Origin of the sequence: Hydrogenophaga sp., from assembly GCF_051007235.1 — a bacterium.
Lineage (GTDB): Bacteria > Pseudomonadota > Gammaproteobacteria > Burkholderiales > Burkholderiaceae_C > Hydrogenophaga.
Genome location: NZ_JBPCSJ010000020.1, coordinates 1 through 12,922, shown reverse-complemented (window position 1 = coordinate 12,922; position 12,922 = coordinate 1). Strand labels below are relative to the sequence as shown.

Annotated in this window: 11 protein-coding genes and 1 pseudogene; 5 read left to right on the top strand and 7 right to left on the bottom strand. The window is 68.1% G+C overall.

Translation table 11 applies throughout. From position 1 onward, the window contains the following. On the bottom strand, positions 1-513 hold a 513-nt coding region (locus ACR2JA_RS00725), incomplete at its 3' end, for a fumarylacetoacetate hydrolase family protein (protein WP_434007222.1). A gap of 124 nt (positions 514-637) precedes the next feature. On the opposite strand from ACR2JA_RS00725, the gene ACR2JA_RS00720 reads away from it, so the two are divergent. Further along, positions 638-1,573, top strand: a complete 936-nt coding sequence (locus ACR2JA_RS00720) for a LysR family transcriptional regulator (protein ID WP_434007221.1) — start codon at positions 638-640, stop codon at positions 1,571-1,573. A gap of 12 nt (positions 1,574-1,585) precedes the next feature. Here ACR2JA_RS00720 and mgrA read toward each other — a convergent pair whose 3' ends face one another. Continuing rightward, on the bottom strand, positions 1,586-2,626 hold the full coding sequence (gene mgrA, locus ACR2JA_RS00715; RefSeq protein ID WP_434007220.1) for an L-glyceraldehyde 3-phosphate reductase: 1,041 nt from the start codon (positions 2,624-2,626) through the stop codon (positions 1,586-1,588). A gap of 397 nt (positions 2,627-3,023) precedes the next feature. Here mgrA and ACR2JA_RS00710 point away from each other — a divergent pair, with 397 nt between their 5' ends. Next, positions 3,024-3,833 (top strand): alpha/beta fold hydrolase, encoded by an 810-nt coding sequence (locus tag ACR2JA_RS00710; RefSeq protein ID WP_434007219.1) that lies wholly within the window; start codon positions 3,024-3,026, stop codon positions 3,831-3,833. 380 nt (positions 3,834-4,213) lie between these two features. Here ACR2JA_RS00710 and ACR2JA_RS00705 read toward each other — a convergent pair whose 3' ends face one another. Continuing rightward, entirely contained in the window at positions 4,214-5,680 is a 1,467-nt protein-coding gene (locus tag ACR2JA_RS00705) for an alanine/glycine:cation symporter family protein (protein WP_434007218.1), read from the bottom strand. A gap of 66 nt (positions 5,681-5,746) precedes the next feature. After that, complete coding sequence (locus ACR2JA_RS00700; RefSeq protein WP_434007217.1) at positions 5,747-7,000, bottom strand: D-amino acid dehydrogenase; 1,254 nt, start codon at positions 6,998-7,000, stop codon at positions 5,747-5,749. 298 nt (positions 7,001-7,298) lie between these two features. Here ACR2JA_RS00700 and ACR2JA_RS00695 point away from each other — a divergent pair. Beyond that, positions 7,299-8,405, top strand: a pseudogene (locus ACR2JA_RS00695) (sigma 54-interacting transcriptional regulator); the annotation flags it as partial. A 186-nt stretch (positions 8,406-8,591) separates the two neighbouring features. After that, a complete protein-coding gene (locus ACR2JA_RS00690; protein ID WP_434007223.1) occupies positions 8,592-8,834 on the top strand; it encodes a TyrR/PhhR family helix-turn-helix DNA-binding protein in 243 nt (80 codons plus the stop codon). Between the two features lie 39 nt (positions 8,835-8,873). On the opposite strand, the gene ACR2JA_RS00685 is transcribed toward ACR2JA_RS00690, so the two are convergent. From ACR2JA_RS00685 to ACR2JA_RS00675, 3 genes are read right to left on the bottom strand one after another with little or no spacing between them, the layout of a single operon-like run. After that, positions 8,874-9,854: a Bug family tripartite tricarboxylate transporter substrate binding protein gene (locus tag ACR2JA_RS00685; RefSeq protein ID WP_434007216.1), complete on the bottom strand. Its 981-nt coding sequence runs from the start codon at positions 9,852-9,854 to the stop codon at positions 8,874-8,876. 57 nt (positions 9,855-9,911) lie between these two features. Next, entirely contained in the window at positions 9,912-10,736 is an 825-nt protein-coding gene (locus ACR2JA_RS00680) for a 3-keto-5-aminohexanoate cleavage protein (RefSeq protein WP_434007215.1), read from the bottom strand. Positions 10,737-10,741: 5 nt separating this feature from the next. Then, the gene (locus tag ACR2JA_RS00675) at positions 10,742-11,695 is read right to left on the bottom strand and encodes a 3-hydroxyacyl-CoA dehydrogenase family protein (RefSeq protein WP_434007214.1); all 954 of its coding nucleotides are present in this window, start codon (positions 11,693-11,695) and stop codon (positions 10,742-10,744) included. Between the two features lie 83 nt (positions 11,696-11,778). On the opposite strand from ACR2JA_RS00675, the gene ACR2JA_RS00670 reads away from it, so the two are divergent. Beyond that, positions 11,779-12,687, top strand: a complete 909-nt coding sequence (locus ACR2JA_RS00670) for a LysR family transcriptional regulator (protein WP_434007213.1) — start codon at positions 11,779-11,781, stop codon at positions 12,685-12,687. Positions 12,688-12,922 lie beyond the last annotated feature (235 nt).

Genomic DNA, 12,922 nt, shown 5'->3' with positions numbered 1-12,922 from the left:
GGTGAACTGGTGGGTGTGCTTCTGCCAGTCGCGCACGCTCACGTCGTTGAAGCAGGCGTAGCCGGCGATGTGCTCGAAGGCGTTTTCTTTGGCGATGTGGCGGCCACCTTTGCCGATTACGAAGGCCAGCTCGCCTTCCCAGTCGAAGCGCTCGGAGAACGCGGGGCGCAGCACCACGTCATCGTGCGCGGCCAGGCTGTCGTTGAAGCGCAGGAACAGCGAGGGGTAGTCGCTGTCGGGGCGCTTGGTCTCGGCCACGTGACTCTTGTAGTTCAGGCCCACGCAGATCAGCTTGCCGGGGTTGGGGATCACCGGCAGCAGGCGCACCTGGTCGGCCCGCAGGCCCGGGCCTTCCGTCGCGCCCGGCACCGCCTCCAGCGCGCCCGCCGCGATGACCGCCTTCAGGTCGGCAAAACGCTGCCGGAACGCATCGGACACGGCGTGGTACAGGCCGGCGGCATCGACCACGCCGTAGGTGGCGCGGCCTTGGGTTTCAAAACTGGCGAGCTTCATGAGGGTGTGTCTCCGGGGGTCTGGAACAGCGGTTCGGGAAGGAATGGGCCGCAGTCTAGGGAGCGGCTTGCCATCTGCCTAGAATGCAAAACAAGATTTCAGACATCTCTCAAAAGGCATATCTATGAGCGCACGCCACCCCGCCAACCCGAACGACTTCCGCCTCTTCCTGGAAGTGGCCGAGCTCGGCAGCTTCACCAAGGCGGCGGCGCAGCGCCACACGGTGCAGTCGCACATCAGCCGCCAGATCGGCGAGCTCGAAGCCGCCTGCGGCGGCCCGCTGTTCCGCCGAACCGGGCGCGGCGTGGCGCTGACCGAGCTGGGCCAGCGGGTGCAGGCCCGCGTGCGCGGCTGGGTGCGCGACACCGACCAGCTGCTGGCCGACATCCGCGCCGACGCCGGCCTGCCCATGGGCGAGGTGCGGCTGGCCATCCTGCCCTCGGCCGCGCACCCGCTGATCACGCGCCTCTACCTGCGCCTGCAGGCCGAGTACCCGCTGATCCGCCTGAACATCCGCGAAGGCCAGGGCGGCGAGCTCGACACCTTGCTGGACACCGGCAGCGTGGACATGGCGGTGCTGTTCCGCTTCCGCAAACCCACCGGCGCCGACGAAAAACTGCTGGCCACCGCCGGCACCTACCTGGTGTCCATGCCCGGCGACCGGCTCACGCGCGACGGCACGGTGGACTTCGCGCGGCTCGAAGGCCTGCGCCTGGTGCTGCCACGGCGCCCCTCGCACTGGCGCGCGGTGCTGGACGAAACCGCGCGCAGCAAGGGCTTTGCGCTGCAGGCCGAGGTGGAGGCCGACTCGCTGCGCGTGCAGAAGGAACTGGTGGCCCACTCACCCGGGCTGTACTCGGTGCTGGGACCGTTTTCGATGGCCGAAGAAATGCGCTCGGGCGGGCTGCAGGCGGCGCGCATCGTCGGCCCCGACCTGCGCCGCTACGTCACCCTGGCCCTGCCCAAGCAGGGTCAGCTCACCCCCGCGGCCAAGGTGGTGGCCCGGCTCATCGGCGAGACCGACGACCCCTGGGGCAGCCTGCCCGGCGAGCCCGAGTGATGCCTCGCCCCGTCACACCCGCTGGTCGGTCGACGGCTTTTTCCAGAGGTTGATGCCACCGTCCACCGCGTGGCGGTCGATCACGGCCAGTTCGTCCGCGCTGAAGTGCAGGTTCTGCAGCGCGCCCACCAGTTCGGTGATCTGCTCGGGCTTGCTGGCACCGATCAGCGCCGAGCTCATGCCCGGGTGGCGCAGCACCCAGGCCACCGCCATCTGCGCCAGGCTCTGGCCGCGCGCCTGGGCCAGTGCGTTGAGCGCGCGCACATGGGCCAGGTTCTGCTCGCTCAGGTGGTCGGCGGTGAACGAGCCGCCGCCGGGCCGGTTGATGCGCGCGTCGGCCGGCACGCCGTTGAGGTACTTGCTGGTCAGCAGGCCCTGTGCCAGCGGGCTGAAGGCGATGCAGCCCATGCCCTCGGCCTGCAGGGTGTCCAGCAGGTCTTCTTCGACCCAGCGGTTGAGCAGGCTGTACGAAGGCTGGTGGATCAGCAGCGGCACGCCCATCTGCCGCAAGATGGCCGCGGCCTCGCGCGTCTTGCCGGCGGAGTAGCTGGAAATGCCCACGTACAGCGCCTTGCCCTGCTGCACCGCCGTGGCCAGCGCGCCCATGGTTTCCTCCAGCGGCGTGTCGGGGTCGAAACGGTGTGAATAGAAGATGTCCACGTAGTCCAGCCCCATGCGCTTCAAGCTCTGGTCCAGGCTGGCCAGCACGTACTTGCGCGAGCCACCGCCGCTGCCATACGGACCGGGCCACATATCCCAGCCGGCCTTGCTGGAGATGATCAATTCGTCGCGGTAGGGCCGGAAGTCGCGGCGCAGGTGTTCGCCGAAATTGGTTTCGGCGCTGCCGGCCGGCGGGCCGTAGTTGTTGGCCAGATCGAAATGGGTGATGCCGGCGTCGAAGGCTGTGCGCAGCATGGCGCGCTGCGTTTCCATGGGCGTGGTGTCGCCGAAGTTGTGCCACAGGCCGAGGGTGATGCTGGGGAGTTTCAGGCCGCTCTTGCCGACGGTGCGGTAGGGCAAACGCTCGTAGCGCTGGGGGTGGGCGGTGTACATGGGGGTGGTCTCCGTTCGTTGTGTTCGGTGACTCTACCCAGTCAAACGATTTCATGGGTTACACGCCGGGAACAATCCCTGCAGCCGCTGGACCAGCGCGACAGGGGTGGGCATGCGCGGCCGCGGATATTCGACTTCGAGAAGCGTGTTTCGGCCAGGTGTCCAGTGATGGGATGGTTCACGGTCGGCGCGCCAACCTCGGCGGCGTGCACGCCTTGGAGGCCCAGCGCCTGCTGACCGAAGCACTCATGAACATGCATGCGCTCGTGGCGGTTTGTGGTGCACGCTGGGCGCCGCCATGCCGCGAAAATTCGCCTATCAACGGCCTTTTGCGGAACACTTGAAGTCTTGCACTGCCCACGATAAGGTTTGACACCCTGAATTTCAGCTGAAGACCATGAACGTCAACAAACGCAACAACGTCCGCTCCTTGGGAGACAGTGGATCAGCGATCTTGTTTGCCCACGGGCTTGGCTGCAGCCAATCCGTATGGAGCCGCATCACGCCCGCTTTCGCTGGTACACATCGCCAAGTCTTGTTTGACTTTGTTGGAAGCGGCAAGTCGCAGCTGTCGGCCTTCAGCGCCGTTCGCTACAGCAGCTTGGCTGGCTATGCGCAAGACGTATTGGACGTGTGCGAAGCGCAAGGGCTGCACAGTGGCGTCACGTTCGTGGGCCACTCTGCCGGTTGCAACGTCGGACTGTTGGCTTCGATTGCACGCCCTGAGTTGTTTGATCGCTTGATATTGGTGGGGCCCTCGCCCTGTTTTTTGAACGATCCACCTGGATACGCGGGAGGCTTCGAGCGTGCCGACCTCCAAGGCCTGATGTCGCTCATGGACCAGAACTACATCGGCTGGGCCAATCACCTATCGTCCGTGGTGATGGGTGCCGCGCAGGGCGAATCGTTGTCTGGTGAGCTTGCCGACAGTTTTTGCTCCACCAACCCGGCCGCGATGCGGGTATTTGCGCAAACCACCTTTTTTGCGGACAACCGGGCCGACCTGCCCCAGGTGACTCGCCCTTGTCTCATTCTTCAACACCAAGAAGACAGCTTGGTTCCCCTTGCGGTGGGTGAGTATCTGAACCAGCAACTGAAGGGCAGCACTCTAGAGGTCATGGATGTGACGGGTCACGCCGCCCACATGAGTCACCCTGCGCTGGTGATCGATGCCATGAAGCGCTACATGGCCGAAGTGCATGCTTGATGGTGATTCCCCTCGATACCGGTCATTGGCGCTGCCGCGCAGCCTGGTCAACCGATGACAGCTTGCTGCCCAAGCACCATGAAGCCGGTCCACAACCGCGAACGACGCCTACCACTGCCCAGCGGCTGTTGGTGACCAAGACCCTCTCGGGCTGCAACGGGTCGAAACGAATCTCTCCAGCAGTGCCCAATCCTCGAAGCCCATTCGAAGCCCACTCGAAGCCCACTCGAAGCATTCAAGAGCTGTGCGCCACCCGCAGGCAGACCTGCCACGCAAGCAACGAAAAAAGGCCTAACCACGCCAAAGCGCAACGAGGCCTTCCAGCCTGATGGAGGCGGCTGTCTACCTGGCAGCAGGCATCAAAGACTCAACCTCTCCGGTCACTTCCGCTGTCCGGCCTTGTCGTCCTTCAGCCGCTCGACCCAGAACGCCGCGTCGCGGATGCCCAGCGACTCGGGGTCGAACCTGGGTTTGAGCTTTGCCTTCTTCTGGCGTTCGTAGTCCTTCAGTGCCAGCAGCGCCGGCTTCTGGATGATGAGGATGGCGACGATGTTGAGCCAGGCCATCAGGCCGACGCCGACGTCCCCCAGGTCCCAGGCCAGGCCGGCGCTCTTGACCGAGCCGTAGGTGACGGCCGCCATGATGGCCAGCTTCAGCACAAAGCTCAGCCACGGCCGGTGCACCTTGCGGTTGATGTAGGCGATGTTGGTCTCGGCCATGTAGTAGTACGCCACGATGGTGGTGAAGGCGAAGAAGAACAGCGCGATCGCCACGAACGAGGCCCCGAAGCCCGGCAGCATGGTCTCCACCGCGGCCTGGGTGTAGGCGGCCCCGGTCTCGATGCCGGGCAGGCCGTTGAACAGCATCTCGCCGCTGGGGGCCTTGACGTTGTACATGCCGGTGGACAGCAGCATGAAGGCGGTGGCCGAGCAGACGAACAGCGTGTCGATGTAGACCGAGAAGGCCTGCACGTAGCCTTGCTCGGCGGGGTGGTCCACCTCGGCCGCGGCGGCGGGGTGCGGTCCGGTGCCCTGGCCGGCTTCGTTGGAGTACACGCCGCGCTTGACGCCCCACTGCACCGCCATGCCCATGACCGCGCCAAAGCCGGCCTCCAGGCCGAAGGCGCTCTTGAAGATCAGGGCGATCATGGCCGGCACCTGGCCGATGTTCAGCAGCACGATGACCAGCGCCACCAGGATGTAGGCCAGCGCCATGAAGGGCACCACGATCTCGGCGAACACGGCGATGCGCTTGACGCCGCCGAAGATGATGAAGCCCAGCAGCAGCACCATCACGGCGGCGCTCACGGCGGTGTCCACGCCCCAGGCGTTGGCCAGCCCCGAGGCGATGCTGTTGGCCTGCACGCCCGGCAGCAGCAGGCCGGTGGCGATGACGGTGGACACCGCAAAGATCCACGCGTACCACTTCTGGCCCATGCACTTCTCGATGTAGTAGGCCGGGCCGCCGCGGTACTGGCCGTTGTCGTCCTTTTCCTTGTAGATCTGGGCCAGCGTCGATTCGACGTAGGCCGTGGACGCGCCCAGGAAGGCGACCATCCACATCCAGAACACGGCACCCGGGCCACCGAAGGTGATCGCGGTGGCGACGCCGGCGATGTTGCCGGTGCCCACGCGGCCCGACAGCGACATGGCCAGCGCCTGGAACGACGACACCCCGGCCGCCGACGACTTGTTGTGGAACATCAGCTGGATCATCTGCCCCAGGCCGCGCACCTGCATGAAGCGGGTGCGCAGCGAGAAGTACAGCCCGACACCCAGGCACAGGTAGATCAGCGCGGGGCTCCAGATGACGCCGTTGAGGGCGCTGACGAGGTCGGACACGGACATGGGCGGGGTCTCCTGAGGGGTGTTGTGTGAAGGGTGAAAAACGGTCGGAAACCGCGGGCGGACGACTCAGGCGTAGCGGTCCAGGCCGAGGCCTTCCATGTCGATCTCGGGCGTCTTGCCGCTGATGAGGTCGGCCATCACGCGGCCGGTGCCGGCGGCCATGGTCCAGCCCAGGGTGCCGTGGCCGGTGCACAGCAGCAGGTTCTTGACGCGGCAGGTGCCGAGGATGGGCGTGCCGTCGGGCGTCATGGGGCGCAGACCGGTCCAGAACTCGGCGCGCTGCACGTCGCCACCGCGCGGGAACAGGTCGCCCACGACGAACTCCAGCGTCTTGCGCCGGCCGGCATCGAGGTTCAGGTCAAAGCCCGACAGCTGCGCTGTGCCGCCCACGCGGATGCGGTCGCCCAGCCGCGTGACGGCCACCTTGTGCGTCTCGTCCATGATGGTGGACTCCGGCGCGGCGGCGGGGTCGGTGATCGGCACCGTGATCGAGAAACCCTTCACCGGGTACACCGGCAGGTGCAGGCCCAGCGGGGCGGCCAGTGCGGTGGAGTAGCTGCCGGTGGCCAGCACGCAGCGGTCGGCGGTCATGAGGCCACGATCGGTCTGCACGCCGGTGAAGCGGTCGCCCGACTGCTCGATGTGGCGGATGTTCACGCCGAATTCGAAGCGCACGCCCAGGTCACGGGCCATGTCGGCCAGGCGCTGGGTGAACAGGAAGCAGTCGCCGGTTTCGTCGCCCGGCAGGCGCAGCGCGCCCACGAACTTTTCCTTCACCTGCGCCAGCGCGGGCTCGTACTGCAGGTAGCCGTCGCGGTCGAGCACCTGGAAGGGCACGCCGTACTGGCGCTGGATCTCGACGTCCTTGCCCACGCCTTCAAGCTGTTGCTGGGTGCGGAACAGCTGCAGCGTGCCCTGGGTGCGTTCGTCGTACCGGATGCCGGTCTCGCGCCGCAGCTCGACCAGGCAGTCGCGGCTGTACTCGGCCAGCCGCACCATGCGCGCCTTGTTGACGCGGTAGCGCGCCTCGGTGCAGTTGCGCAGCATCGACAGGCCCCAGCGCCACATGGCCGGGTCCAGCATCGGCTTGATGACCAGCGGGCTGTGGTGCATCAGCATCCACTTGATCGCCTTGACCGGCACGCCCGGCCCGGCCCAGGGCGCCGAGTAGCCAGGCGAGACTTCACCCGCGTTGGCGAAGCTGGTCTCCAGTGCCGGCGCGGGCTGCCGGTCGACGACCGTCACCTCGTGCCCGGCCCGCGCCAGTTGATACGCGACCGAGACGCCGATCACGCCGCTGCCCAGAACCAGAACCTTCATGCCTTGAGCCCTCTGTTTCGTTCGCGGGGAAGCCCCGCCGTGAGAGCTGTAGTGCAAGCCTTGTGCCACACGGCGGCCATGCGGCCAACGCCATACGAATCAATCCCTTGCGAGCGCAGGCGCTGCCGGACCCCGATTCACGTCGTATCGAATTCAATACACCCCAAATGGCGACCGGTCTGTCCACGCGGGCAGCGCCGCCAGCAATCAGGCCCAAAAATCAGAATCGCCTGGCCGTGCCGCAGCCGCTACACTGCTGTCACGATTTCGCACCACCGTATCGATTTCCGTACACGCCATGCGCCTCAAGATCGAGTTCGTCGACCGCCTCGGCATCGCCCATGAAATCCTCGCCGTGCTGGCCGGCCGCGGCCTGGACGTGATCGCCGTCGAAGTCGAACCGCCGCACATCTACCTGGAAGCCCCGGCGCTGCTGCCGGCCGACCTGGCCGGTGTGGACGCCGCGGTGCAGGCGATCCCCGGCGTGCGGCAGGTCACCGAGGTGTCCATGCTGCCCGGCGCCCGCCGGCAGCTGTACCTCGACGCCTTGCTCGCGTCCCTGGCCGATCCGGTGCTGGCGGTCGACGCACAGGGCCAGGTGGTGGTGGCCAACGCGGCGGCGGCGCAGGCCGCCGGCCTGCGGGAGGACCAGCTCTCGGGTCTGTCGTTGCAACAACTGACCGGCGACGCGGGCCTGGCCGAGACCCTGGTCTCGCACGACTACCGCCTGCCCGTGGGAGAGGTGCTGGTCGGCGGCCAGCCCTACCTGCTGGAGACGGTGGCGCTGCACGAATCCGGCGGGCGGGTTGCCGGGGCCGTGCTGACGCTGCACGCGCCGCACCGCATCGGCGAACGCCTGAGCGCGCTGCAGAACTACAGCGCCGGCGGTTTCGAGGCCATCCTCGGTCGGTCCACCGCGATCCGCAACCTCCGGCAGCGCGCCGCCCGCATGGCGCAGGTCGATGCGCCGCTGCTGATCCGCGGCGAAACGGGCACCGGCAAGGAGCTGGTGGCCCACGCCTGCCACGCCGGCAGCCGGCGGCACGGGCAGCCCTTCTTTGCGCTGAACTGCGCCGCCCTGCCCGAGAGCCTGGCCTAAAGTGAACTGTTCGGCTACGCGCCGGGCGCCTTCACGGGCGCGCTGCGCGGCGGCCGCCCCGGGCTGCTGGAACTGGCCGACGGGGGCACCCTGTTCCTCGACGAGATAGGCGAGATGTCGCCCTACCTGCAGGCCAAGCTGCTGCGTTTCCTCAACGACGGCAGCTTCCGTCGCGTGGGGGGTGAGCGCGATTTGAAGGCCGACATCCGCATCATCAGCGCCACGCACCGTTCGCTGGAGGACATGGTCGAGACCGGCGGCTTCCGGCAGGACCTGCTGTTCCGTCTGGACGTGCTGCAGGTGGTCGTGCCGCCGCTGCGCGAACGCGCGGAGGACATTCTGCTGCTCGCCCAGGCCTTCCTGGAGCGCGCCTGCTCACAGGCCGGCCGGCCCTCGGTGCGCCTGAGCCGCGCCGCCACCGCCGCGCTGCAGGCCAACCCCTGGCGCGGCAATGTGCGGCAGTTGCAGAACGTGATCTTCCGGGCCGTGACGATGAGCGACGCCGCCGTCATCGACACCGGCGACCTGGAACTGGCCGATGCGGCCACCGCCGGCCCGACGCTGCCCGATGACGACACCGTGACCAGCCTGGACGAGGCGGTGTCGAGCTACGAAAGCGCGCTGCTGCAACGGCTGTGGCCCAAGTACCCGTCCACCCGCCGGCTGGCCGAGCGGCTGGGCACCTCGCATTCGGCCATCGCCGCGCGGCTGCGCAAGTACGGCATCACGAACTGAGCCCGGGGCACAGGGCTGGATGCCGCGCCCCGCGCGGGCTCAGTCCACCGTCACGCCGGCGCGCTTGACCACCTCGCCCAGGCGCACGCTGTCCTTGCGGATGAGGTCGCCGAACTGCTGCGGTGTGCCACCCACCACCGGCGTGCCGATGGCTTCCCACTTCTTCTTGAACTCGGCATCGCTGAAGATGGCGTTGAGCGTGCTGTTGAGCTTGGCCACGATCGGGGCCGGTGTTCCCGCGCGCACGGCGATGCCATGCCAGGCGGTGAATTCGTAGCCCGCGATGCCCGCTTCCATCATGGTCGGCACGTTGGGCAGCGAGGGGTGGCGCTGGGCCGAGGTCACCGCCAGCGGCACCAGACGACCGCCCTGGATGTGCGGCAGCGAACTGCCCAGCACGTCGAACATCACGCTCACCTGGCCACCGATCATGTCGTTGAGCGCCGGGCCTGCTCCGCGGTAAGGGATGTGCGAGAGGCTGATGCCCATCTGCGTGTTGAAGATCTCGCCGGCCAGGTGCTGCGGCGTGCCGTTGCCGGCGGACGCGAAGGTCAGTTTGCTGTCCGGGCGCTTGGCCAGGGCCGCGAGTTCCTGCGGCGTCTTCACGCCCAGTTTGGTGCTGACTTCGAGCACCAGCGGGAAGGACGAAATCTGGATCACCGGCGCCAGGTCCTTGAGCGGGTCGAAGGCCATGCTCTTGTAAAGGCTGGGGTTCACCGCCATGGGGCCGCTGGCGGCCAGCAGCAGGGCGTAGCCGTCGGCCGGCAGCTGTTTGGCCACTTCGGCGCTGCCCAGGTTGCCGCCGGCACCGCTCTTGTTGTCCACCACCACGGTCACGCCCAGGCGGGTCTGCAGCTCGGGCTGCAGCAGGCGCGCCATCAGGTCTGTCGGGCCGCCGGGCGGGTACGGCACCACGAACCGGATCGGCTTGCTCGGGTAGGCCTCCTGCGCCAGCACGGGCAGGGTGGCGGACAGCGCCAGGGCGCTCAGGGCGGTTTTGAGGAACACGGCTCGTTTCATGGTTTGTCTCCTGGGTCTCGGTGGTGAAAAGCTTGTTGTTCAAATGCAAAGGAAAGGTCAGGCGGCGAACCACTCGCGCGCCTGTTGCGGCGTGGCCACCGGGCGGCCCAGGGCCGCGGCCACGTCCACCACCTGCTGTACCAGCTGGGCGTTGTCGCGCGCGACTTCGCCGGTCTTGAGCAGCAGGTTGTTCTCGAAGCCGACCCGCACATGCCCGCCCAGGGCGGCCGCGGTGGCGGCGCAGGCGTGCTCGCCGGCCCCGAAGGCGCACATGGCCCAGGGCTCGCCGGTGTGGTGCGCCTGCACGAAGGGCAGGAGGTCTTGCGGGGTTGAGCGCTGGCCCGCGGTGTAGCGACCCAGCACGAACAGCAGGAACCAGCGCCCGTCGGGCACCACGCCCTGCTGGCGCAGCGCCTGCCAGCGGCGCAGGTCCTGCTCGTCGTACAGGATCACCTGCGTCATCACCCGGTGTTCAAGCAGCCAGGCGAAGAAATGCGCCAGGCCTGCTTCGCCCACCTCGGGCTGGTCGATTTCGCGCAGCCCGACCGACAGCGCCTCGGGCACCAGCGCCTGCACCATGGCCAGCTGCTGGGGCGCCTGGTAGACCTTGGCCGCCTCGCTGGTGACCTGCAGGATCATGTCGGGCCCCACGGCGGCGCGCACCACGCGCAGCGCCTCCTGGTAGCCCGCCACGTCCAGGCTGTGGCGGCCCTGCGCATCGCGGATGTGCAGGTGCAGCATGGCCGCGCCGGCCTCGTGGCATGCCTTGGCCGTCTGCGCCAGGCTTTCTGGCGTGACCGGCAGCGCCGGGTGGTCCAGCACCTGCTTGTAGGCGCCGTTGGGCGCCACGGTGATCAGCAGCGGGGTGTCGAAAAAGCCCATGGTGTTCAGTCCTCGCGGTCGATCGGCGGCAGCTCGGCCGCCAGCAGTTCCAGGCCCTGGCGCAGCAGGCGGTCGTAGCGGTCGCGCTCGGCCTGCCGGGTTTCGGGTGTCCAGGTGTAAAAGCCCTGGCCGGTCTTCATGCCCAGGTGGCCCTGGGCCACGCGTTCGCTCAGCGCGCGCGCCGGTTGGGTGCTGCTCGCCAGGCTCGGGTACATGGTGGCCGCGGCGGCGCAGTGCACGTCGATGCCGGCGTGGTCGCGCTGCATCACCGGGCCCGCGGCCAGAAAGCGGAAGCCGAAGCCGAAGCGCACGGCCGCGTCCACGTCCTCGGGCGTGGCCACGCCCTCGTCGATCAGCGCAAAAGCTTCGCGCGCCAGCGCGTGCTGCAGGCGGTTGGCCAGGAAACCGGGCTTGTCCTTGCGCACCAGCACTGGCACGCTGCCGCAGCCGCGCATGAAGTCGCACAGGCCCTGCGCCAGCGCGGCGTCGGACGCGGGGCCCAGCACCACCTCGACCAGCGGCACCAGGTGGGCCGGCATGAAGAAGTGCAGGCCGAACATGCGGTCGGCGGTCGCCAGCCCCTGCGCGATGGCGCTGATCGGGAAGCTGGAGCTGTTGCTGGCCAGCACGGTGTCGCGCGCGGCCCGGCGCTCCAGATCGGCGAACAGGGCCTGCTTGATGTCCAGCCGTTCCGGCACGCATTCGACCACCAGCGACACGCCGGCCCAGTCGACCTCGTCCAGGCTGGCCACGCTGTGGATGCGCGCGGCCCGCCCGGGCAAGCCCATGGCCCGCAGGTTGTCGCCCAGGTGGGCGGGCAGTGCGGCCCGGCGGGGAGCCGAGGGCTCGACGATCACCACGGTGGTGCCACCGCGTGCCAGCACGATGGCCACGTCGGCGCCCATGGTGCCGCCACCGACGACGACCGCACGGGCGGTCTTGGGTTGGGTTGTCCACATGGCGCGTTGTCTCCTGTTGCGGCGCGAGTCTAGGCAGCGTTCATTGAACGGTCCAGACGATTTCTCCAATAGACTGATCTCGTATGCAGATCAATTGGACCCCCCGCGACCTCCAAGTCTTCCTCGTGCTGGCGGAGACCGGCAGCTTTCGCCAGACCGCCGCACGGGTGCACCTGTCGCAGTCGGCGGTGTCGGGCGTGATCGTGCGGCTGGAGGAGATGCTGGGCGTGCGCCTGTTCGACCGCACCACGCGCAGCGTGCACCTCACCCCCGCGGGCGAGACCTTCCGCGACCAGGCACGCTTGATGAGCGAGCAGACGCAGGAAGCGCTGCGCCTGGTGCGCAACGTGGTCGATCTGCAGTCGGGGTCCGTGCGCATGGCCGCCTTGCCCTCGCTGGCCGCCACCTTGCTGCCCGAGGTCATGGCCCGCTACGCCGCGCAGTACCCGGGCGTGCAGCTGGAGCTGCACGACACGCTATCGGGCCCGGCGTTCGACCTGGTCGCCGCCGGCAAGGTGGACTTCGCCATCACCGCGGCCAACCCGGCCTACGCCGACCTCGACTACAGCGAACTCGCTTCGGACGGATTCGTGCTGCTGCTGCCCGAGGCGCATCCGTCTGCGCGATCACGCCAGCCGATTGCCTGGGCCGACACCTTTGACATGGACCACATTTCCATGCCGCTGCCCGCGAGCGTGCGCCAGTACGCCGATGCCGCGTTCATGCACCACCGCCGCCGCTTCCAGCCGCGCTATGAAGTCGAGCACATCGCCACCATCCACGCCATGGTCCGTGCCGGTCTGGGCGTGGCGGCCTTGCCGGAACTGGCGGCCGCCTTCGTGCGCCAGGACGGCGTGGTCAGCCGCCGGCTGGAGCGGCCCGACATCCGTCGTCCACTGGGACTGGTGATGCGACGCAACCGCTCGCTGTCACCCGCGGCGGGGGAGATGGTGCGCATGCTGCGCAGCGGCTTCGGGCGCTGGACGGTTTAGGCCTGAGGCAGGCACGCGCCACACCCGCCGTCCAAAGAAAGGCCTCGTCACGCCCAGGCGCAACGAGGCCGATGTGTCAGAGGCCATTGCCACCGCGGAACCGGCTTCGCCGGGCCGCTGGTGGCGCCCCCTGGGGGGCTGAGGGCTGCGGCTCCAAGTCTGCCTGCGCAGACTTGGACAGCCCGAAGTGACACCGGCTCTGACGGTGGCGCGGCCTGCAAGGCACGCCGCAGGC